This window comes from Ktedonobacter sp. SOSP1-85, assembly GCF_016587415.1.
In the GTDB taxonomy this organism is placed as follows: Bacteria; Chloroflexota; Ktedonobacteria; order Ktedonobacterales; family Ktedonobacteraceae; genus Ktedonobacter.
This window is the reverse complement of the sequence record NZ_BNJI01000003.1, coordinates 1,364,311-1,387,911: the sequence shown is the minus strand read 5'-3', so window position 1 is coordinate 1,387,911 and position 23,601 is coordinate 1,364,311. Positions and strand designations below refer to the sequence as shown.

Below are 23,601 nucleotides of genomic sequence, written 5' to 3'. Positions count from 1 at the left end.
TCCTATTTTCGCGGCATTCTCTATTGTTGCTAATAATATATCTTATACTATTCATGATATACTCTTCAATTTCTAGGCAAAGTAAACTTTCCTTCTGTTCTTGGCTTCTACTGAATTGGAGCAACTCCATGTTTAGGTTCTTGGGGACTAGACAAGCAACTGTGATTCGGAAAGTCGCACAGCCAGGAAGGGGATCACAAGATCAGGCCAAGTTCGCGTGCTCGGGCTACGGCCTGAAGGCGACTGTTGACTCCTAGCTTTATAAAGATATTGCTCACATGTCGTTTAGCTGTATTAGTCGCGATAACCAGATCCTTGGCAATCTCTTGATTTGATTTTCCCTTCTCCATCAATTGAAGCACCTCTATTTCACGCGTACTTAACGTTTCAGTTAATGGTTGCATGATTTTGTGCTCTGCATACTGACCTGAAGAAATTCCAATAACTGATACTGTACCTGGTTCCTGACTTCCAGTGGAAAGCGTCTCTTTTCCTCTTTTGAAAGCTACAAGGACCGTGTCTAAGTAATGAGGAGGTCTCTGCTCGATATCCTTGAGTCTGCTGAGCAAGAGTTGCATTGGTGCTCCCTCATCGACAAAGATGCGAATATAGCCTTCAGGCTCAGCGATACGTACAGCTTGTGCGAGTATAGAGAGCGCTTGGATCTCTTCTTGTTGCATGTGATAGGCTAGTGCTTGCAGAATCAGCATCTCGAGGACGTTTCCCCAGCGCTCCATCTCTTGAGCATGTGGTAACAGGAAACTAAGGACCCCGAGAGCTTCAGAGGGTTGATGTTGTGCCAGCAGAACACGTGCTTGAGCAACGCCCTCTCGTTCACAGGCAAAAAGCGAGCGTGGCCTCTCGCGCCACTCTAATTCTTGTACCCAATGGCTAGCGCGTTCTAATTCTCCATGTGCGATCCAGAGCCGAACTTGTTCAACCGCGAGTATCCAGGCAAGTTGATTAGTGCTATCAGTCTGTAAAGGACTTTTCCTCTTTTGCTGAAAGACATTGTCAGCCGCATCTAATTCGTTACGTGACAGATACAGGCGTACCAACTGCAGGTAGCCCGTACTCAGTAGAATCAGTAATTCAATCTGTTCTTCTGAAGGCATGCCCTCAGACGTCAACGCAAGGGCTTCATCGAGCCGATTCCACTCTCTCAATATCTCAGCATGGCACATATTTGCCCAGGCTACAGCTGAGCAGGAGAAATTACCAGGCGCTCTCCCAAGTTGATATGTCTGTTGTAAGAGGTTGTGTGCCTCTTGAAGCCGACCACGCAAGAGAAGATAGTAAGCCGCGATGCTCAGATGACAGATCGCCCCTGGAATGTCACCTACTTCTTGAGCAAAACTGGAGGCCTTGAGCGCACAGCAGGTTGCATCTACTGCTCGTCCTTGCGCAAAATAAGCCAGGGATTGAGCCAGGAAGATGGTCGCACGAGCATTATTATCCTCTTCAGGAAGATAGGCCAATGCCTGGGAACAGAGATCTAACGTTACCGTATCCGCACCTCGATAACTGGTAATGATTGCTTCAAGAGCGGTAACTTCTCCACGCAATTTCTCGTATGACGCATTTTGAGAGAGAACATCGCCACTCACATCCTTATATGCTGGAGAGTGGACGGCTATAGCCTCTTGAGTTGCCTGGAGCCAGGGGATAGCTTCTTCGGGCGAGGTTGTAAGGAAGAGGATCATCGCATAAGCCAAGCCCAGATACGGGTGTATGCGTATAACCTCCTGTGGGAGTTGCTGAAGCCATTGCCACAGAATTGGGAGTTCGCAGCGCTTCCAGAGAAGCCTCTGGATAATAGGTTCGAGCAAAGCAGCAGTTTCATACCATGCATGTGCTTTCAATGCATGGTTTATCGCCTCATTGATTGCCCCTTCTCTGGCATACCAGCGGCTTGCTTTCAAATGCAGGGCGTGAATTTGTGCTGTATCACTCTGTTCGAATCGATAACGTAAGGTTTTCGCAAAGAGCGATTGATAGCGATACCAGCATCTGTTTTCATCCAAAGCCACAATAAACAGGTTATTTCGCTCCAGAAGCTCAAGCATCTCTTGACTATTGGACGACTCGGTAACGGCATCACACAAGGGGGCACTAAGGCGCTCAAGAAGAGAGGTTTGTAGCAGGAAGGCCTGCACCTCTTCAGACTGCTGGCTCAACACTTCCTCCATCAGGTAGTCAAAGACATAGCGGTGACTCCCATGAAGAGCCTTGAGTGCCTCATAGGGATAAGGCTGTTTTTTGAGCCAGAGGCCCATCAATTGCAAGCCAACAAGCCAACCTTCTGTGGAGGCCACGCTTTGGACATCCAGGTCTTGAGGGAGAGAGAGATCCATGACTTCGTTGAGAAAACGCGTCATCTCTTCGGGTGTACAGCGCAGTTGTTCGGTGCGTAGTTCTAAGAGTTGACCTCCAGCACGCAGACGAGCAAGAGGAAGTGGTGGATCAACACGTGTCGCCAGAAGAATATGCAGGTGTGCTGGCAGGTGTTCTAGAAGAAATGTCAACGAGTCGTGGATTTCTGGATCTGTAATTGCCTGATAATTATCCAGAAACAACACCCAGGTCGCGTTACTTGTTGCAAGGGCATTAATGAAGGTCGTAAGCACATACTCGATACGCGGCTTCTGTGGCGCCATGACCGCATCTAATGCCTCTGTGGCAATACCTTCCTGACATTTATTGAAAGCGGCAAGGACATATCGCCAAAAGGAGAGGAGATAATTGTCGCCTTTATCAAGCGTTACCCAGGCCGTAAACACCGACTTCTGCGAAAGTGCTTTCTGCCATTGTGCAAGTAGCGTTGTTTTGCCGAAACCAGCTGGCGCTGAGACAAGAAGTAGTTGCCGCTGCAATCCTTGATTGAGCAGAGTGGTCAGCCGAGGACGAGTCATCAAGGTATGTGGTGAAATGGGAATGGCAAACTTGGTCTCTAACAACGGATCGTGTATAAACATATACGCCCTCCAACATCTACAACTACTTCCTTTCGTTTCTTTTTTATGCTGCCCAGTAAACCCAAAGTATGACTATCACGAATATATGGTAGCATAGTTTCTTGCTTTTTGATGCAAAGGGTGTCTCAACTATTGACAAGAAAAATTCCTAGAAAAATGCTACCAATTCCCAGCCATTGCCGCCAGAAGAGTTGTTCATGCAAGACAAACCAGGCCAGTAGGACGGTGACAGCGCTAAAGAGGGAGCCAAGCACGCTCACCAGGGAAACTTGAGCCAGCGTAAACCCGAGCGCATTAGCGACAAAGGCACCCGTATCAAGAAGACCTATACCAATGAGATATTTCCAGACAGAGCGGGGCGGCAGCTCAAGAGATTGCCCAAGCGGACGTGCTCCTAACATGAGCAGGACTGGTGCCACCAAGCGGAGCAGCCAGATTGGCGTGATCCCACCCAGCGTTGGTGTAATATGGAAACCTAAGATCCAGAAGGTGAGGCCCAGACCGATGGCTGCACCCATGGCCCAACCAATGCCGCGGGATCGCGTCTTAGACTTCTCTGTTCCTAAAGCTTGCGGAATGACTGCGAGTAGTACTCCCACAAGAGCAAGACTTATACCCAATACATGAAGCCAGGAAAGTTGCTCACCACTCACAAACGCGAGTAGCGTCGTAAGAGCTGCGTAACTGGCTGCGATAGGAGAAACCAGGGCAAGCTTGCCAACTTCAAAGGCTCGGTAAAGCGCCAGTGTGCTTCCAGTATAAAGGAAGGCGGTCAAGCCCATCCAGATCCAGACGTCACCCGTCAAGCGAGAGAGAGATTGTAGAGACCCGGTTGCAACCATGATGACACTCAAACCAGCCAGGCCAATGAACTGAATGAAAAAGAGCGTGCGATAACTCCCAATAGAACGCGTAGCATACCGTGCAAGAAAATCGGCGCTTCCCCAACCAATCGCGGCAAGTAATCCTAAAATGCCTCCCATAGATGCTTGTTTGCTCCTTACAGCCAGTCTGTTTTTCGTTGTAAATCTTCAAACATACTTTGCCAATGTAGACTGTGTATTGAAGACATTTAACTTCTCAAAGAGAGAGCGAAATTGTTGCTCAAGTGCTTTCCTGATAGGCTGCTTTTCTTCTTTAGAGAGGTACCACATTTGCTCCTTAAAAGGTCCAAAGGCCTTTTTACGTGTCTTATAGATGAACTGCTGCTTGTTCCATCCCTCTTCCCACTCCCCCGGCAGTTATTCTCAGCCCACTGATACATGCGTGTGCGCAATTCCTCTGGCAAGCTGGCGTAGAGCGTATTCTGAAAGCCAGTCGCCAGGTGAATCTCAAGCGTTTGATGCCTGGGAAACTGGTCAAAGAGTTCGTTAGGAAGTGTTGACGCACCGTGCTGTACTACTCCACCGATGTGATACTTCTCACGCGCGACCTGCCCAGTCCGTTCGAGAACTGAGAAGTCGAGTTTCACTTCGGCCATCCCCCCATCAGGCAGGGGTACGCCACCATGGCTGGTCCCTGTTTGGACGCTAATCTTACTGATACCAGGAAATTGTGTTCCTATGGCTTGAATATAGCTATGCATAAAGGCATCTAAATCCTCTGGCGTACTGTTTTTCCCTCCAATATGACCTATCTCTGCGCCAACTGAGACTGTCTCCTGTATGTGCAGTGAGCGAATATATGCAGTTAATGCTGCTGTGACACGATTGTTCTCTTTCTGCTGCTCTTCTAGCTGCGTCTTGCTGAGGTCAACTAGCGTCGAGGCATCAATATCGATGTTTCTAAAGCCTGCCTCAAACTCTTCTTGAATAAGTGCTTTCACGGCCTGTAACTCTCTCAGAGCATCCTTTTTGTAGTGACTGGCATCCAATTGGACATGATCGCCTTGTAAGAAAACCGGCCCTCTGTATCCTTCCTTGATCGCTGCCGCCAGGATCACACTCGCATATTCGTCCGGGCGCTGACCAGTATAACCAATTTCAGAACGGGCGATCTCAAAGATCAGTGGACCAATAGCGTGCTCCATTTTCAACTTGAAGATGATGCGTGCGACATCATAGGTCATAGCGCGAAGGTTGATCGCGGGAACCGTAGCGCTTGTGAGAACCTCTCCACTGCCAATCGCCAGGTAGTAGGAGTGAAGAGAGGCGGAATAAATGCCCTGGTTTTCCGCGATCTGTCGAATGGCTGCACGTGCCCTGGTTTTGAGATCTGAATCGCTCGCAAAGACGGCTGTAAAGATGAGATCATCTATGCCTGTGTTTCGCAGAGCCTGCTCATCTGTAATATGCAGAGTATTGGCGTTCCTATACGTAAACCGCGAGAGAGCGGTTTGTAATTCCTCAATTGATTGGTACATCCTCTATCCCTCCTCATCTTGAACAATTACTTGAGCATAGGAGTAATGCTCACTTTTGAGCATTACTCCTATGCTTGAAGTTGTGTACTATAGGTGTCACAAATCGAAGGAGAAGGATCAGTCTATACTGGTTTGTCTCCTTTTTTACAACCAGTAGTATAGGACGTACCTCGCGACGTGTCATGGCCTAAAATGTGTATCGCCTATGATTAAAAAGATGTAACCTTGTTTCCCTCAGCTTCCTCCATGCCAACGCCCAGCACCATTTACAATGAAGCTTCGCGTACTACTTACTTTAGGCCATAATTAATTTGAGCAAAGAGCAGATTACGCCTCATATGTTACTTATTTTTGGCCATGACAACGACAAGTGAGGAACCTATACTAGCGGTCAAAGATCAATGCTCCTTAGTGCAGAAAAACGCAAGGTCTTAGGAAAAAGGGGTGCAGGGGCCTCCCCTGCCGGGGCGCGGGGTGTCCCCGCATTTTTCCCTCTACCAAAAAACCTTTCGCTGGAAAGCATTAGGTAAGAGAGAGAAGGACAGTTTTCATAACTGTATTAGTTTAGAAACTATCCTTACGATTCTCTTCTTTTATCAGGACATGATCAAACCTGACATGTTTCTTCGCTGTGACACTACCAGTTAATTTTGAGGCGAGGAACACTATTACACTTATTCTTTCTACAAAGGGATACATGGTATGGCAACAATGGGAACGACACGAACACGAGAACGGTTTAGCTTGGGCGAAATGTTCGCAGCTCTGGGGCTTGCGCTAGGGCCTGTCGTCGCGCTCGGCTTTTCTCGCTTTGCCTATTCTCTCTTGCTTCCGCCTATGCGCGAACAACTGCACTGGAATTTTGCCCAGGCAGGTGGGCTCAATACCTCAAACGCGATAGGCTATATTATCGGAACCTTAATCACTGCCTGGGTTGCACAACGCTTTGGGAACCGCCTGACTTTCCTGGGAAGTATGACCATCAGCGCTCTTATCCTCCTTCTGAGTGGTGCGACAAGCACGTACACAATGTTGCTCGTGTTGCGTTTCATTGGAGGCATAAGCACAGCGATCACTTTTGTACTTGGTTCCGCCCTAGCGGCTCGCATACGCCCAACATTGATGCCAGTCTATTTTACTGGCCCAGGACTTGGGATTATCATTTCTGGCATCGTCGTGCCTACCGCACTCACCAGTGGTTCGGGTGGATGGCGTCTTGGTTGGATCATTTTGGGGGTTGCCGCGCTGGTTGCTCTAATCCCCACCTGGCTCGCCTATAGAACCCTTCCAAAGCAAAACACGCAGGGGAGCGCCATGTTAAGGCTAGGCGATTTCCGTAAGCTGAGCCCGACCTTCTTTGGATACCTGCTCTTTGGTGCCGGGTACGTGACGTACATGACATTTGTAATTGCTTTGCTGCATGCACAGGGTGCCACCCCCTGGATGTCTGCTCTCTTCTTTATCATTCTGGGAATTGCTTCTGCCCTATCAACTCTGGGATGGGGGCCAATCCTTGCCCGGTGTAAAGGCGGTTGGGGGCCTGCAATCGTGTCTGCAATCGTCCTCATCGGGACGCTTCCGGTGCTTCTCTATCCTGGCTTCCCTTCAGCATTAGTCTCAGCTATCATCTTTGGTGGCAGTTTCATGGCTGGACCAACCGCCGTTACAGGGTTGTGCCGTCGCCATCTTCCTTCCAGTTTCTGGACGGCTGGGATTGCCATTATGACAGCTGGTTTTGCCGTCGGTCAAGCAATAGGTCCTGTCCTCTCAGGATGGCTCTCTGATTACACAGGAAATGTCTCTGCTGGCGTCTGGCTAGCACCCATCCTGTTATTACTGGCTCTCGTGATCGCGGTATTTCAGCAAGAACATCGTCTTTTGGAGGAACATAAGCAGGACAGCAATACAGGTCATAAAGACCATAGTACAATTCGTTCATCTTAAGTGATACTGGCTGCTCTGCTTGTCTCCAAGAGATGCTTCCAGGCCAAAACGCCCCAGCATTTCTTTAAATTGAGTGGTTCGGCGTATATATTATTCAGCGAGAGTATTCCCGCTCTGCAAAGGTCCTGTAGAAGCAAGTTTGCTGTATGCAAGAGAAGCGGCGCACCTAGCAATCAAATGGTGCGTCCGCTCCTTCTTTCTCTCGTCTTTGCGATGCCTCGGTATGATTGTATCCTCATGTAGCAGGTCCCTTACTCTTTTTTTTACCTTGCTAGAAGCGGGGCGTTCTGGTATACTTGGCTTATTGGATGATGTTTTTGCTAGACTGAAAGGAGGTGCGCTTTATGAGCCGTTTCTTCAGGCCTTCAATGGGGCTCTGCACCTCAGGTGTCAGGAATATTTGCTGCTGATAGGCAAGCGTTACATCCTCTCTTCCGGTGCATTGCCTCCTCTTGCTCCCCCATCTTTAGATATCGGGATGTTGGATATTGCTTGCAGGGCTATGTATGCCTTGCGTATGTTCCCATTTCATTCAAACAATGCAAGGAAGAAAAATAACCATGAGCAAACAGGCTTTTAAACCCATTTTACTCGATCTCCTACGCCAGGCACAGGCTGACCAGAATGCCTTTTTTCAGGGACTGCCTTCCGCCGAGCTGGCTGCTATTGGCGAGCCTGACCGCTGGTCTGCTAAAGACCATGTGGCACATCTGTCATTCTGGCGCCAGCGACTCGTGCTCAAGTTGCAGGCCCAGTTACGCCAGGAGCCACAGCCGGAGGAAATTGGGCATTTTGAGCAGATTAATCCCGTTGTCTTCGAGGAAAACCGCTATCGCGCCTGGCCAGATATTCTCGCTGAATCCAACCAGGTATACGCCGATCTCATCGCGTTGACCGAGCAATTCTCAGAAGAGGATTTGACGGCCTTCAAACGCTTCGACTGGGCGCAAGAAGGTATGCCACTCTACCTCTCCTTTATGGGAAATTGTTACGAGCATACCCAGATTCACCTGGGATATTATCTCCTCGACCGGCACGATGTTGCAGGCGCGCTACACACATATGAAGCCTGGGCAGGCAGGGTCGTAGAGGGCGAGGTACCCGACACCTTGAAGGGCTATATGCTCTATAACCTGGCCTGCTTCTACGCTACGCATGACCAGCTAGAGAAAGCCAAACCTACGCTACAACAGGCCTTCGAACTCTATCCTGAAAGCAGAGAATTTGCTCCCACCGACCCCGACCTGGTCGAACTACACTAATAGGCGCTCGCTTTGTTGGACGAGGGGAACGAGGTCGCAGGCACGGGCCTCGTGGAGGGCCTGGTGCAAGTGTTCGCGGGCATCAGGCTGCTCCAGGAGGAGTTCAGCGTGGGCGTGGGCCAAATGAGCACGCACACGGGTCTCGGCTTCTAGACCTTCGAGGGCGAGGGCACGCTTCAGGTTATGCAGGGCGTGTGTGAGCAGGCGACGGCGAATGGTGGGCAGGGTCTCCATGCCCAGGGCTTCTGCAATGCGGTAATTTCCCAGGCTGACAAGGGCACGCCCCAGGCTGGGGTTGTTGCGGATAACACGGGCGATCCTGACGGCTTGTACGATGCAGTTCGCAGCCTCCGCAAGTTTGTCCTCTTCAAGGAGGACGGCGGCCAGGCGACTATTCCATTGGCTGATATAGACCTTGTCTTTATGGCTATGAGCATAGGACAGGCTGCGGCGATACCAATTCTCGGCCTCGTCCAGCTCGTTTTTCATGGCATACAATTCGCCGTAGTTGCTACATATGACGCCGATAAGGGGATCGTCGTCGACGCTCTGGGCCAGGTTGAGAGAGTGACGTAGCCTGGCCTGGGCATCCTCAAAGTCGCCTTTCTTGATCTGCACATAGCTCAGGTCGCAGCAGACGTGCGCGATCAAGCGCTTATGCTCGGCTTGCTCAAAGATGATGAGGGCGGTCTCCAGGTGCTCCAGGGCGTCTTCGGCGTGTCCCTCGGCGTCGGAGAGTGATCCCAGGAGACGGTGGGTATTCCCCAGGTCGACGGGATCACCAGCCAGGGCACGCTCCAGGCGCGTGGCCTGAATAATGGGGCCCACCAGGTGCATAGTCTGCTGACTATCGAAGAAATCCAGCGATTCACGTGCAGCCTGGCGACCCTCGCGATAGCGTCCCTCCATGCGATAGATGCTGCCTTGCTGGTAACGCAGGCGCGCCCAGGCGGGTCCACTGGTAATGCCAGCCTCCCTCAAGACGCGCTCGCCACGCTCACAGCAGGTGCGAGCCATACTGGTATCGCTGGCATTGCGCCAGCAGCGACCAACCTCGCCCCAGAGCAGGGCCTGTTTCTGGGCCTCAAAGGGCGCCAGAGGCTGCTCTGAGTCGCGCATTTGTAAGACGCGCTCATAGAGCGCGCGGGCCTCGCTGAAGTGCCCGCGAATCATGGTACACTCCGCCAGGCGCTCAAGGAGGCTAAGGCGCAGGTTATGTTGCGCCTCTGATTCAGGTATAACAGCCGAGCTGTCACGCCTGGCGAAGGGACGCTCCGGCGCATCGAGTTGCTCCAGGGCTAGCCGATAGTGGCGCTCGGCCTCGGCATAGGCAGGCAGGGCATAGGCATGCTCGGCGGCAAGTTGCGCATAGTAGACAACCCGTTCCGCGGGAGCGCCTGCGGCGACGAGGTGGCGCACAATGGTCGCGGCAGCCTCGTCTTCATGCCCCTCATACATCTCCTGCAAGACGTTGGCGGCCCGCTGGTGCAGGCGGGCGCGACGAGCGGCGGAGACATGATCATACAGATGGTTGACCAGCAGGGGATGCCAGAAGTGATAGATAGCACGTACGCCTACACGCTCCTCGCTCAATACGCCAGATTCCAGGGCCTCTTCCAGATACTCGATCACGGTATCCTCATTGACCGGGCTAGAGGAGGCAGATTCCATGGCATAGAGTGTAGTAAACTCGAACGATCCTCCCAGCACGGCGGCGCTCCCCAACAACTGTCGGCAGGCGTGACTTAATGTGCGAACACGATGCTCAAGCGCGGCAGTGATGGACGAGGGCAGGGTAGGAGGTGTCGAGTGCGCCAGCTCTTCCGCGAAATAGGGGTTGCCCGCAGCCTGCGATTGAATGCGCTGGACCATGTCTTCTGGCAGATGCGACACCAGGCGCGCGATCTCCTCGCTGCTCAACGGCTCGATCTGGAGAGTACGCACCGAGTGCTCACGCTGCATATGGTTGATCAGGTTGCGCAAAGGGTGCGTCTCCGGCAACTCGGTCTCGCGACAGGTGGCAACGAAGAGCAGGGGTCGGCCCGCTGCATGGCGCGCGAGATAACCCAGCAAGTCACCGCTACTGGCGTCTGCCCACTGGATATCGTCCAGTACGACGAGCAGGGGCGCGGCCTCGCTGGCGGCGAAGAGGAGATCACGTACGGCCTCGTGCAGGCGTAACTGCTCCTGCTCAGGCGAGAGGAAGGGCATAAGGGTGCCACGCGGATTAGGTACCAGCGAGGCTAGCTCAGGCAGAAGGGTTACCAACGGCTGAAGTTGTAGTGAAGCGGTAGGTACCGCCTCTGACGCGGATGGCATCTCACGAGGCGCACGCCGTGGGCGACCCCTGGTGGAGCGCGAGAGGTTCTTCTGCTCCTGGGTCACCACCTGTGTGCGCTCCTGGAGAGCAAGGCGCGAGCTTTGCGTACCCGGCGCCGCGAGCGAGGATGAACCCGCTAGCTGCGCATGAGTACCAAAGGAGGCGAATATATCCGAGAAGAGCTTGGCCTCGGCGATGGTCTTGCGGAGCGCATCGGTCCAGATGTGATAAGGAATACCGCTCTCTTGATGGTAAACACGACTCCAGGCGATATTCCAGCCATGCAGACGTGCCTGGCGCGCCATCTCTTCCGCCAGGCGCGTCTTGCCAATACCTGTCACCCCCATTAAAAAGACACATTGCGGACGACGCTGCGTATCCAGTGGCAGGCCCGTGACCTGGCGCTGTGACTGATATGCCTGGCGCCCCTGCTGCTCCACCTCGTCGAGTAAGCTATACAGCGTCTCTAGCTCGCTGGTACGCCCTACGAGGGGACTCTGGCGCGGGCGACCAATCTGGACTGGGAGTCCGCTACTGGCGTACGCGGCTACTGGGGGTACAGAGGCCGTGGGGGATGCAGGAGCCGCAGGAACCGAATGAGCCGTTTGGGGAGTGGCGGGTGTAGAGGCGAAGACAGGCTGTGGCTCACGTCCATTGCGCACAGCGTCATAGAGTTCGCGGGTTTCGGGCGAGGGCCTGCGTCCCTGTTCCTGGAGCAGCTCCCCTTCCAGGCGCTTATAAGCACGCAGCGCATCACCGCGCCAGTTAAGACGCGCCATCAGATAGATTGAGCGCTGCACCGCCTGCTCATTGAGGGAGTCGACCGCCAGCACACGATCTAACATCTTGAGGGCACCCAGCGAATCCTGACGGCCTATGGCGAGATCGGTCAGCTCAAGTAGAAGCGAGAGCCAGGCCCGGCGCAGGCGTAGGCGACGTTCAAGCAGCCAGGAGGCCTGGCGTTCCTCAGGTAGAAGATCTCCGCCGTAGAGTGTGGCGGCCTGTACCAGCAACTGCTCACGCTCTGATCCTGGCTCGCTAGTAGCTGAGTTTGTCAGTACGCCTACTAGTTGCTCAAAGCCATCGGCATCTACCCAGATCTGAGCCTGTCCCGCCAGGATAACCTCGTCTTCCGTGATCCGTACTAGAGGCTGCGGCGCACGTGCCTGGCGGGCCGTCGCCTTCCCGCCTTTCATGGAGAGGGGAATCGCCAGCTCATGCTCCAGGTGGCCCAGCGTCTTATCCAGCAGTGACCAGGCCTCGACCCCAGCGGCAGGCCAGAGATCGCGCACGATATCCTGCTTACTGGCACAACGTCCGGGCTGGCAGAGCAGGTACGCGAAGAGCGTGCGGAGTGTCCCCTGTCGCCATTCGCTCTCGGTCACGGGAGCCCATTGGCGTTGCGCGCGACGCTCCAGGCGTAGCTGCCCCAGCAAATGGGCACGGAAGAAGGCCGAGCCACTCTCCAGGGCTGCGGCGCTCGTCACGCGTGGCGACAATTTATCCAGTTGCATACCAGCCAGCTCCTCCTGTGTAGCCTTCACCTCGGGGGGAAGCTCCTTGCCGATATATGTACGCGTTGTGTGGCCATTCTCAGTCTTGTAGGCATACCAGTAAGGGCCGTGGCCGATCCCTTCGCGGCAGCGGCTACACGTTGGCTTACCACAGTAGCTCACCTGCTGGTGATAGGTTATTTTCGTACTCAAGGCTCCCTCCTTACCGAAACACCGCCAGGTCTAAGATGAATAGCTCATTGCCGCCAGGCTAGGAGACAAGGAACCATGGGGGATAAGGGCAGTCAAATGTAGTAATATAAAGAAAAGCGTACTATCTTCCATTATAGCGTCTCAAATGCTAAATTTCAGCACTCTACCTGATAAAAATACCACATATTTCCTAATTCTTCTATTTTTTAGCCACACAAATATAAGACGTACGAAAACTTGTATATTCTAAAAGGCACCAGGATCCTTATACGCGGCTCCTGGTGCCTTTTAGAATATGTCGGAATATAGGCCGTATGGTTATTATTTATGCCAATGGAACGACTGCGGTCACGTCCATTTCCAGGAGATAGTCTGGGTTCGCCAGTCCCGCCACAATGGCCGTTGTAATGACGGGTGGATTGGGGCTATGCCCCCAGAATTGCTGAAAGGCCGCAAATCCTTCACGCAGCGATTGACCCTGGACAAGGTATAGATTCCATTTGATGATATGGCTGGGCTCGGCCCCGGCGGCAGCTAACGCCTCGCGTATGTTGGCAAGCACCTGTTGCGTTTGTGCTTTGATATCCCCCTTACCTATAATATTTCCCTGTGCATCCACTGCGTTCTGGCCACCAACATAAATGGTTTTCGCTGGCCCACTAACGCTAACTACCTGGGTAAACGCCGGATTTTTATGCAGATGCTCAGGATTGAGAAATTCTATAATCCCCTGGTTTGGGTTCGGTTGCGTAGAATGAGACATTTCTTTTCCCCCTTAAATAGAGTTTGCTAGATACTAGTCGTATCTGGCCTGTCAACTTGCTCATACTATACTTCATTAAAAGGACAAGATTCGCCCTCTTCCTTGCCTAACCCTGCAAGCGGCTTGACAGAGTGCCAGTCACCTGGTAGAGTTTTGTGTACAAAAGATCTGACCTTACCCAGAGAAAACCATTTGTATTGAAAGCAAGCGAAACCATGATTAACGCAACCAAATTACCCGCCTAAGCGATCACGCCGGGCTTACGCGGGGTAATACAGGCTACAAATCCACAATCTTACCTGTTCTGTCATAACAGGTTGCATTTTCATAGCTTCCTACCTCTCTTCACATCTTCGCGGCGTGTATCGCCGGGCATCTCGCGCTTAAGAGATGATCCTGCGATGGAGTTTATGCTGCGCATCTCATTCTCCTTTTCGCTGCTTCTCCACTCTTCAAGCGAGTATGTTCCCTTCACTACCACTTATTGGCCTATTCACCACGTTTGTAGGGTCCATGCTGGCATGGACTCCGAGGCCCGCAGGCCGACAGCCGCTGGGCATATCGCTGCGCTCGGAGGCTGAGCAAGCTCTGCCCCTACAGGCTCTCTCCTGGATTGAAGGGTGCTATGATAACAAAATTTCAGCAAACAGATAAACGGCGCTCAGGTCTAGCTCGGGTAGCCGTGAGTGTTTTCTTCTTCTTGAATGGCCTGATGACAGCTACCATGTCAACACGTCTTCCTGAGCTACAAATGAAGCTTGCCCTACCTTCAGGCCAACTAGGGCTGGCCTTACTGGGATGTACCGTCGGTGGACTTCTCACTATGAATATTGCCAGTCGCCTCTCCAGGCACTATGGGAGCAATGTGATTAGCACCGTTGCCGCCCTTGGTATGGGTGTCGCGCTTCCTCTGATGGCTGTAGCGCCAACAATGCCGCTACTCTTCCTGGCGCTTGCCTTCTCTGGAGCCGGCAATGGCGCAATGGATGTCACGATGAATATGCAGGGCGCCGATGTCGAGCAGGCATATGGCCGATCTATTCTGAATTCGTTCCATGCGTGCTTTAGCGTGGGAAGCCTGGTTGGCGCCTCACTCGGTAGTATTTTGGCTGCTTTACATGTAAGCCCTGATCTCCATTTTCTCTCCATAGCTATCTGCGCCTGTGCTGGCCTCATAGGGAGTTCGCGTTGGCTTTTGCCATCAAGGCCGATACAAAACGCACGAAAACAACCCACTCACAAAGCACTGCCTCTACATTCCTCACGACCGCTCATATTGTTAGGGATAATTGCTTTCTGTGTCTTTCTCAGCGTAGGGGCTATCTTCGATTGGGGCGCTGTGTATCTCTCCAGTACGCTCCATACCGGAGCTGGATTAGCAGCGGCAGGCTTCACCGCCTTTTTACTCTGTATGACTCTTGGGCGCAGCGTTGGCGATAAGCTGGCGATGCGCTTCGGGGCTGCTATGCTTGTGCGCAGTGCCTGCTTACTTGCGGCCATCGGGCTTACCCTGGCGCTGGTGTTTACCTGGACGCCCATAGTGCTCTTTGGTCTGAGCCTGGTAGGAATCGGCCTTTCCGTTCCGTTTCCTCTTGTGGTAAGTGCGGCGAGGCGACTTGCTAAGCAGGATACAGGCTCTCCTCTTGCAACGGTCACGACATGGGGGTATTTCGGTATGATTGCCGGTCCAACCGTGATTGGCTTTATTGCTGATCGAGTGGGACTTCGACTCGCGTTATTCCTGGTGGTCTTTCTATGTGTACTTGCCGCGCTCTGCGCCCCAGCGACGAGTACTGCCGAAAAGATCGCATAGTGCTTACAAACCTCTCTCTCCACTAGTAGCCGCTACTTGTGTACGCGGCTACTAGTGGGAAGGCGCTTGCTCGAAGCGCTTGCGCTGGGGGAGGGCCTGGGCTGCCAGGTCGTAGCTCTCAAGGACCAGGGACTGGATGGTGGCAAATCCCTGGTGGGGAGCAAGCAGGTAAGCCTGTTGGATGCGTTCGCCCAGATTCTCAGGCTGGATGGGCATCTCGGCCAGGGAGTATTTCAACCACTTGTAGCCGGGATGGTAGATCTTGTTGAGACCCATAAGGATGCTGATGATGCTAAAGATGGCTTCATTGAAGGATTGGTAGACGAGCGGGGTATCGCCACGACTGAGGAGCTGATCGATCCACCAGCACCACTCACGCAGATCGCCAGCGATATAGCGCCGCACCATGGCCTCTTGCAAGCCTACAGGATAGGCAACGAGGCGCTCCTGCCAGCCTTGGATGATCTCGTGACCATACAGTGGGATACCATGCTGCACGGCTGAGAGCGTGTACTGGCGAAAGGGGGTGGTGTCGTGCTCCACGAGGACGGCCTGCAGTTGGTACTCAAGGCTCTCAACAGTCATGTTGCGCATATCGATTTTCAGCTCGTTGAGGCCCCACTCCTCCATCCAGACCTCATCCTCGGGATCATAAGGGTCCAGCTCCCAGAAGGTACCACCCGCTGGCTCGATGGGTGCCATGCGCTCCTCATCACGCGGCGGACGCGACCAGAAGACACCAATCTCAATGTCGGAGAAGCTATCAGCACGGTCGCGCGAGGTCGAGCCACTTACCATAATGGCGCTGATAGCAGGATTACGGGCGATAATGGGCGCGATACGCCGGGCGATATCGCAACGCCACTGGCTGGCATAATGCATACATATCCACCTTTAGAGACTATTGGTGCATACAGCATAGCACAGGCACTCAAGATGGTGGCATATTGGGTGCCATATTGTTACTACCTGTAAGACAGGGGCGTGTTTTCTCTACTAAGCCAAATTTTATAAACCGACTTTGCGTATTTATCTTCTTTCAACTATTCCTTAAGGATAGGTGTTTTGTGCTGGTGGGATGGATTCCTCAAATTGTTGTACTACGTGACAGATTTTCTCAAAGAGAGGTAGCAATATGGCTCTTGAAGATTTCGCGGAGCCGGAGGTAGCTGCTACAGCAGTGGTAACTGCGGCGATCTTCTCGCCAAAGGCACGTAAACTTCTACGCAAAGGGGCCGTCTATGGCCTCGCAGGTGCATTGATAGCTGGAGAGACAGCCGCTTCATTTGGCAAGAGCATGGCTCATGGTTTCCAGAAAGGGCGTGTTTCAGCCGAAAGCTCTCCACAAGCTAATGGGCAAGCTGCAACAACCAATCAGCAGCAACCCACTGACCCTGCGACCAAATCTATAAATCAGGATAGGTAGGCTCCATGCTGGCATGGACTCAGAGGTCGAGCAAACTCTGCCTCTTAAGAGGTCTGAACTCTCCGTTGTAGGCTCCATGCTGGCATGGACTCAGAGGCCGAGCAAGCTCCGCCCCTGCACAAGGGGTATGCTTTGCTGTGTATTGTATTTGAGCAAGAAATTGGGGGCTGTTATGGGCATAGCTGTCGCTGGGCAAGCCCAGGTTCTACACGCGATACCAGGGAGAATACGGGTACATATGCCAGGTTGGTCTGGCCAGGGGATACAACACCTGGAAACAGAGCTTCGCCATGTAGCCGGTGTGCAGCGTGCGCAGGCCAATCCTCTTACAGAGAATGTGCTTATTCAATTTGATCCACACCTCACCAGTGAGCCAGCCCTTCTTGAGAGGCTACAGAGACTTGAACCATCTACGGAGACTATCCCTACGGAGCAGCCAGCCTCCAGTCATAGACCCGTTCGCTCATCTATTAAAAAGGAACGACAGGGTCAAACCCTCCGTATGCGTATCCCGGTACGCGGCTTAGAGTGTGATCCGACGCTGGCTAAGCGTCTCATAAAACAAATGGAGCAGCGACCTGGCGTACATGTTACCGCAAATGGTCTTACCGGGCGCCTACTCGTCGAGTATACTGAGCATGAGGTGGAGCTAGAGGATATTATCGCCGACATCGTGGGCGTGGATTTGCCAGACGTTCCCGATGAGAAACAGCTGAGTGATCCGCTTGATTTAGGACCATTAGTCCGCAGCACTATGCGCTCCATCGGAGCCGCGTTGGGGCTTGGACTCCTCGCTACACGCCGACTTCTAAGCATTCAGGAACCACTTCCAGGCGCCGACGTTGCGACCCAGGTCGCCAGTATTCTCGGTATCCTTCAGAGTATCCCGCCTATTCGCTATGGTGCGCGCAAGCTATTAGGGCGAACTGGGGCCGACCTTTTCTTTAGCATTCCAGGCATAATTACGCAGACCCTCTCCAACAATGCCCTGGCTCTAAGCGTCAATGAGGCTGATTCGCTGCTCCTCGCTACTGAGACGTATGAGCAGCGGAAAACCTGGCGAAAGTATGAAGAACAGATTGCGCAGGCTCCTTCGGCTCAACCGGATGCTATCATTGGACTTGAGGCGGGTGAGCGTACATCTCTGGCAGCCTCTGTTATAGAGGGAAGAGGCACCGCGATTGGACGCGATGCTCTGCCGATGCCTGTCTATCCAGGAGGCACCATACCCCCCGGTGCTCTCCTCTTTGGTGGCCCCTTTACCTTGCGCCTACAGCGCGATGCCTCATTTGAGGCCTTTACACCAGCCCCGCGCCCGGCGCCGGTCGCACCAACGCTCTTTGAGCGTTATCTACAGGTGGTAAGCCCCCTCTCGCTGGTGTATGCAGCGGGAACAGCCCTGCTTACCCATTCCTGGACCCGGACGCTTGTGGCCCTGCTCCTGGTCAATCCTCGACCGGCTATGATTGGCCTGGATAGCTCGGAACATCGGGCGGCCGCGCGTGTGCTGCGAGCCGGGAATGTCATTGTAGGGACACGACCGGATCGCCAAATCCGTCGCCCAGACTGCGTCTTTCTAGATGGCGCGCGCCTGCTCAGTGATCACCTGGAACTGGCGAGCACACTCTCTCTGGACGAGAGCTATGATCCAACCCAGCTTCTAGCGCTTGCGCAAGAGATAACCGCCGCTGCTGGCTTTCCCTGGGGAGGCGTCTTTGGTAGCACGAAGAGTTTAACTCTTCCCAGCGCGACCTTTGATGGCACCAGGGCCACAGCGACCATCGAAGGCACACAGTATATGCTTGGCTACGTCGAGGACTGGGCAGCACTGCCCGAGGCCGCACCCTTACGCCAGAGCGGTAACACCGTCCTGGTGCTGCGCTCTCAGCGTAAGCCGCGCCCGCTTGGTATCTTCGCGCTCAGGCCAGCCATTACGCCAGGTGTGAGCGATCTTGTCGAAACTTGCCAGCGAAACAAGGTAGAGCTGGGTGTCCTGGTAGAGCATGATCAAATGGCGGCCCAGGCCCTGGCTACGCGTGCTCATGTATCTCTTGTTGATAGAGATAATGCCGTTGAAGCCATTCATATGAAGCAGCAAACAGGGGCGAGAGTCGCCTTTGTCGCGGACCACGCCGGGGCGGCGGCCGCCTTTGACGCCTGTGACCTGGCAATCGGTATGACCAATGAACACACACGCCTTCCGGCCTGTGTCGACCTGCTGGCACCCGATATTAAGGCTGTCGCAGCCATTGTGGAGGCGGGCGCTCGCTGTGACGAGACTATGCGCGATGCCGTTGCCTGGTCTAGCGTCGCGAACATTATTGGTGCTGGGCTAGGCTTTCGTGGGATAGCGAGGGGCCTGGTGCCAGCCTCACGTGTTGTCTCTATCGCCACGCTCGGAGCCATTTTTGATGGATGGTTACGCCTGCGCGGCGGGGAGAGACCCGGTTCAGCCATCTCTCATTTCACCGATCCCCATCCTGAGCGTTGGGGGCAACGCGAGCCAGAGGCAGTCCTACAGGCCCTAAAAACCTCAGAGCAGGGACTTAGCAACGTAGAGGCTGCGGCACGGCACCACAAAGAGGCGCCACGAGCGCGGCGCTTTGAGCTTCTTTCGACGTTCCTGGACCAGGTGCGCTCGCCGCTGATCGCTGTGTATGCCGCCGGAGCGGGTCTCTCACTCCTGTTAGGCGCGCCTGGCGACTTTGCCATCATCAGCGCGACCATCCTGGCAAACGTCTCTATTGGCGCCTGGCAAGAGCATAAGGCCAACCGGGTCGCGGAGGCGCTGGAACAAATGGAGTCTTCAACGGCGCACGTCCTGCGAGATAGCCAGCCCATAAGTGTGCCAGCGAAAGAAGTGGTACCTGGGGATGTGCTCTTGCTTACACCAGGCGAACACGTCGCCGCCGATGCGCGTGTCTTAAGCGCTCAAGGTCTGGAGGTAGATGAGGCGATGCTCACAGGTGAATCCCTACCAGTCGCCAAAGTGACGGTTGGAGGAACGGATAGCAGCCGTATCGTGATGGAGGGGAGCGATGTGACAACCGGCACCGGGCAAGCGGTTGTGGTCGCGGTGGGGCACCAGACACGTATGGGTGCGACTGCCGCCGCCCTGGCGGTCGAGGAGACCGAACAGAGTCCGCTGGGTGTGCGCCTGAATCGCATGCTTAAGACCCTCTTGCCACTCTCACTGGCGGGAGGCGTCATCGTCATCGTGTCAGGGCTGCTGCTCAAACGACCCCTGGCCGCGCAACTGGCCACGGGAGTAACCATCGTGCTGGCGGCCATCCCCGAGGGTCTGCCCCTCCTGGCCAGCGCCAGTGAGGCAGCGGTCGCACGCCGCCTGGCCAGCCGCAATGCCGTTGTCCGGCGCCTTTCAGCCGTCGAGGCGCTCGGTAGAGTCGATGTCGCCTGTACCGACAAAACCGGCACGTTAACTCAGGGACAACTCGCGCTCAGCCTGGTTACAGACAACGAGCACGAGGCGCCAATTTCGAACGCACTCTCGGACGATGCCCGGCATGTGCTGCTCACGGCGGCCCTCGCCAGTCCACATCCCGATGCGCCCGATGCCGCCTCTCACCCCACGGACCTCGCCGTGATTCGTGGAGCACAGAAGGCTGACCTCGATGAGCAATTGCACGTCAAGCGCGAGGCAGAGTTGGCCTTTGATCCCTTGCGCTCTTTCTACACCACGCTTGCGCTGAAACGCCTCTGTATCAAGGGCGCTCCAGAGGCCTTGATCCCATGCTGTCGCGCAATCAAGCTCCATGGAGAGAAACAACCCCTCGATGAGGCTGGCCGACAGGAGCTGCTTACACGCTCCCAGCACCTGGCTGAGCGAGGACTACGCGTACTCATGGTCGCGGAAGGACCTCCCGATATGCCGCTGGATGATCCACAAGCACTGACGGCGCTCGGCTTTCTGGGTATCAGTGACCCATTGCGCCCAACGGTGCAGGCGGCAGTACAGCGCTGTCGCGACGCCGGGGTACGTGTCATCATGATCACTGGCGACCATCCGCTCACAGCACGAACCATTGCGCGTGAGGCAGGACTGCTAGCGAGTGGGGATGGCGTGCTCAATGCCGCTGAAATGGCGACGTTGTCCGACGATGAGTTGGGCGCGTGCCTGGAGCATATAACCGTCATTGCCAGGGCGACCCCGCTGGACAAGCTACGCATTATCGAGCGGCTACGCCAGTATGGCCATACCGTCGCTATGACTGGCGATGGCGTCAATGACGCGCCCGCGCTCCGCCTGGCAGATGTCGGAGTCGCCATGGGTCGCGGAGGTACAGAGGTTGCCCGCCAGACTGCAGATGTCGTACTCGTTGACGATGATTTCTCGACCCTGGTGGAGACCCTGGTTGAGGGACGCAGTTTCTGGCGCAACATTCGCCGGGCACTTGGCTTGCTCTTAGGCGGCAATCTAGGTGAGCTGGGACTGGTCGTTGGCGCGAGTCTCCTGGCGCTCAACTTCCCGCTCAATGCCCGTCAAATTCTGGCGATGAACGTCATCACGGATGTACTGCCAGCAACTGCCGTAGCCATGCAAGAGCCTGAGCATCGCGATCTCGCGGGCCTGGAACGCGAGGGAATGGCGGCGCTTGGCAAGCCGCTGTACGATGATATTGTGCGTCGCGCAGTGGCAAGCGCTCTCCCGGCGCTTGCCTCGTATATCATTATGCTCAGCTCAGGCATAGCAGAGGCGCGCTCGGTGGCCTTTGCCAGTATCGTAGTCACCCAGCTCGCCCAGACGCTTGACGCTGGCAGAACTGAAGAGACGCTCACGCGCACCGTCTTTGGAGCCGTAGCGATCTCCGCTGGAGTGCTCCTGGCAACATTTACTATGCCACCTCTGCGCAGCTTCCTCAGGCTTGTGATGCCGGGACCGCTTGGATGGACACTGATTGGCGCTGGAGCAATTGCAGCCGTTATTATCCATCACCTGACTACGTTTATCCCTGTAGTGCCTCTACCACAGCTACGTTTACGACAGGCTCCATTAGCGAACGTCTTATAAATAGTGCAACCCCTAAAAAGGGAGGTGCAGGAGGGAAACCCTCCTGCCGGGACATGGGGTGTCCCCACAAAAATTTTATCCCTTCTCATTTAGCGGACGCCCACTAAAAACCTTTGGAGGAGATACCATGGATGAACAGGCGCGTGGATTAACCAATCGTGTGGGATCGATTGAAATTGATTGACCACGCTCCATCGGCTACTATGGAGAACTCGGAGCGGCGGTAGCCCTGGAGTTTATTGAGCCGCCCCTCGCGATCTTTATCGCCGCTATCCCGTTTTTTAAGATGCTTAATCGGCCACTGGCCTCGCGCCCAACGCGTTTCGTCTCGCAAATACTTGAGGGCATGGCCAAACCAATTGGCGGCGACGATTGAGCTGACAAGTCCAGACATTCCTAAAGGGCAGGAAGAGCAGAGGGCAGTGGGCCTCTGGCAGAGAGTCAGGTCCAGCATGACGGCTGGCTACAACTCTGCCATGAGTGAAGCACCAGAGCCAGCCATGCTCCCCGCTGGCTCCTCCAGCAGTATTTTGCAGGAGGTCCGCCAGACAGCGGAGCACATACGCACCTGGAAGCATTAAAGAAGTCTGGGAGGAGTGTATGGGTGTGAAGACAGAAAAAACGGCCTCTCAGGGCCAATATACCATAAATAGGGCAACAAAATCTCTACATGAGCATATATTGATATCGGCAGGAGACGCCCCCTCTGAGGGAACAGAGGTCAGGCGGCACGCCTTCTTACGCCTCCTGGGGCCTGGCTTGCTTTCGGGAACATCGGGGAATGATCCTTCAGCCGTTACCACCTATGCCATTGATGGAGCCAGGATAGGGTATGGTCACCTCTGGCTGCTGCTATTCACTACGCCACTTTACTATGCGGTGCAGTTTGCCTGCGCTAAAATAGGTCGTGTTAGCCAGAAAGGGCTCTCGCAACTCTTGCTTGAACGCTACGGAACAAAAGTGGCGCTGGCAATCTCACTTCTGCTGAGCATCAGCAATGTGGCCTTAATCGCGGCAGACCTTGCTGCCATCGGGAGTGGGCTAGAGCTCATTATGGGTATTGCCTGGGGGTATTTTATCGCTCCACTCGCGCTAGCCCTCTGGTTTCTTACCTGCCGCCCTGACTTTGAGGCCTTCAAGAAGATCTTTCTGACGATGAGCCTGGTTTTTCTCGCTTACATCCTCGCGTCCATCTTTACGCATGCAAATTGGGGCAGTGTGCTTATGCACACGCTCATACCACAGATGAGGTGGGACCTGGCGGGAATCAGTAGTGCGGTTGCCCTGCTAGGTGCAACTATCTCACCCTACTCTATGTTTTGGCAGTCACACGCCGAAATTGAAGAGCAACGCGGCGGAACGCTCAAGCAACAATTACGGGCCACGCGACTAGATGTAGGGAGCGGAGCCATGATTGGCCAGACGATTGTTTACTTTATCATGGTCACAACCGCCTCAACGCTCTTTGTCCACCACAGACCCATGTTGACCGCGATAGACGCGGCCTATGCCCTGGAGCCTCTCGCTGGTAGATTGGCCCGCTATCTCTTTGCCATTGGCCTCATTGGCTCCGGCCTGGTCGCCATTCCCGTCCTTTTAAGAAGCACATTCTACGCGGTCTCGGGCGCCTGTGGCTGGTCTCCATTCTCTGGGGGAAAAGCATGGCAAAGGGGAATTTACCTGGTGCTCCTTGCAGCGGTTGTGCTGGCCTTCATGAGTCTCGCGCTCAACATTCCCGGCATCGAGCTCATTCTCTGGTCGAACATCCTGGCAGCCATCATTGCCCCCCTGCTCGTCATAAGCATTTTATGGATCGGCAACCAGCGCGCGATCATGAAAGACCAATGTCTTAGCCTGCCTCACAGCATGAGCCTGGTCATAATCGCGTTCATCCTCGTTGCCAGCGTCCTATTACTCTTCTATCAACTCTTTGCCTCATAATATAATTTTGCTAGGAAATTTTACCAGATTGTTCGAACAACCTGGTAAAATTTCCTAGCA

The 23,601-nt window shown here is 54.2% G+C and carries 15 protein-coding genes; 8 read left to right on the top strand and 7 right to left on the bottom strand.

Annotated features, from left to right (window positions below):
- Positions 1-194 precede the first annotated feature (194 nt).
- The 3 genes from KTE_RS44095 to KTE_RS44085 all read right to left on the bottom strand — a co-directional run bounded on the left by KTE_RS44095 (position 195) and on the right by KTE_RS44085 (position 5,337).
- Positions 195-2,975 (bottom strand): LuxR C-terminal-related transcriptional regulator, encoded by a 2,781-nt coding sequence (locus KTE_RS44095; RefSeq protein ID WP_201393481.1) that lies wholly within the window; start codon positions 2,973-2,975, stop codon positions 195-197.
- 125 nt (positions 2,976-3,100) lie between these two features.
- Positions 3,101-3,958 (bottom strand): DMT family transporter, encoded by an 858-nt coding sequence (locus KTE_RS44090; protein ID WP_201393479.1) that lies wholly within the window; start codon positions 3,956-3,958, stop codon positions 3,101-3,103.
- Positions 3,959-4,047: 89 nt separating this feature from the next.
- The gene (locus KTE_RS44085) at positions 4,048-5,337 is read right to left on the bottom strand and encodes a class II fructose-bisphosphate aldolase (protein WP_201393477.1); all 1,290 of its coding nucleotides are present in this window, start codon (positions 5,335-5,337) and stop codon (positions 4,048-4,050) included.
- Positions 5,338-6,039: 702 nt separating this feature from the next.
- Here KTE_RS44085 and KTE_RS44080 point away from each other — a divergent pair.
- The 3 genes from KTE_RS44080 (at position 6,040) to KTE_RS44070 (ending at position 8,543) form a co-directional block, all read left to right on the top strand.
- Positions 6,040-7,281: a YbfB/YjiJ family MFS transporter gene (locus tag KTE_RS44080; protein WP_201393475.1), complete on the top strand. Its 1,242-nt coding sequence runs from the start codon at positions 6,040-6,042 to the stop codon at positions 7,279-7,281.
- Positions 7,282-7,504: 223 nt separating this feature from the next.
- Positions 7,505-7,861, top strand: coding sequence for a hypothetical protein (locus KTE_RS44075; protein WP_201393473.1), 357 nt, complete (start codon positions 7,505-7,507; stop codon positions 7,859-7,861).
- Positions 7,842-8,543, top strand: a complete 702-nt coding sequence (locus KTE_RS44070; protein ID WP_201393471.1) for a DinB family protein — start codon at positions 7,842-7,844, stop codon at positions 8,541-8,543. The genes KTE_RS44075 and KTE_RS44070 overlap by 20 nt, the downstream gene beginning before the upstream one ends.
- Here the strand turns inward: KTE_RS44070 and KTE_RS44065 are convergent.
- Positions 8,535-12,569 (bottom strand): DUF6788 family protein, encoded by a 4,035-nt coding sequence (locus KTE_RS44065; protein WP_201393469.1) that lies wholly within the window; start codon positions 12,567-12,569, stop codon positions 8,535-8,537. The two genes, KTE_RS44070 and KTE_RS44065, sit on opposite strands and share 9 nt — an antisense overlap.
- A gap of 325 nt (positions 12,570-12,894) precedes the next feature.
- Positions 12,895-13,332: a RidA family protein gene (locus KTE_RS44060; RefSeq protein ID WP_201393468.1), complete on the bottom strand. Its 438-nt coding sequence runs from the start codon at positions 13,330-13,332 to the stop codon at positions 12,895-12,897.
- A 625-nt stretch (positions 13,333-13,957) separates the two neighbouring features.
- Between KTE_RS44060 and KTE_RS44055 the strand changes: the two genes are divergently transcribed.
- Entirely contained in the window at positions 13,958-15,145 is a 1,188-nt protein-coding gene (locus tag KTE_RS44055) for an MFS transporter (protein ID WP_201393466.1), read from the top strand.
- A gap of 51 nt (positions 15,146-15,196) precedes the next feature.
- Here KTE_RS44055 and KTE_RS44050 read toward each other — a convergent pair whose 3' ends face one another.
- Positions 15,197-16,027, bottom strand: coding sequence for a DUF4037 domain-containing protein (locus KTE_RS44050; RefSeq protein ID WP_201393464.1), 831 nt, complete (start codon positions 16,025-16,027; stop codon positions 15,197-15,199).
- A 253-nt stretch (positions 16,028-16,280) separates the two neighbouring features.
- Here KTE_RS44050 and KTE_RS44045 point away from each other — a divergent pair, with 253 nt between their 5' ends.
- Both KTE_RS44045 and KTE_RS44040 read left to right on the top strand, forming a co-directional pair.
- Positions 16,281-16,571, top strand: coding sequence for a hypothetical protein (locus KTE_RS44045; protein ID WP_201393462.1), 291 nt, complete (start codon positions 16,281-16,283; stop codon positions 16,569-16,571).
- Positions 16,572-16,809: 238 nt separating this feature from the next.
- A complete protein-coding gene (locus KTE_RS44040) occupies positions 16,810-21,600 on the top strand; it encodes an HAD-IC family P-type ATPase (protein ID WP_236601000.1) in 4,791 nt (1,596 codons plus the stop codon).
- A 148-nt stretch (positions 21,601-21,748) separates the two neighbouring features.
- On the opposite strand, the gene KTE_RS44035 is transcribed toward KTE_RS44040, so the two are convergent.
- Positions 21,749-22,054: a hypothetical protein gene (locus tag KTE_RS44035; protein WP_201393458.1), complete on the bottom strand. Its 306-nt coding sequence runs from the start codon at positions 22,052-22,054 to the stop codon at positions 21,749-21,751.
- Here KTE_RS44035 and KTE_RS49185 point away from each other — a divergent pair.
- The gene (locus KTE_RS49185; protein WP_255553072.1) at positions 22,053-22,181 is read left to right on the top strand and encodes a hypothetical protein; all 129 of its coding nucleotides are present in this window, start codon (positions 22,053-22,055) and stop codon (positions 22,179-22,181) included. The two genes, KTE_RS44035 and KTE_RS49185, sit on opposite strands and share 2 nt — an antisense overlap.
- Positions 22,182-22,206: 25 nt before the next feature.
- Entirely contained in the window at positions 22,207-23,541 is a 1,335-nt protein-coding gene (locus tag KTE_RS44030) for an NRAMP family divalent metal transporter (RefSeq protein WP_201393456.1), read from the top strand.
- The last annotated feature ends 60 nt before the right edge of the window (positions 23,542-23,601 follow it).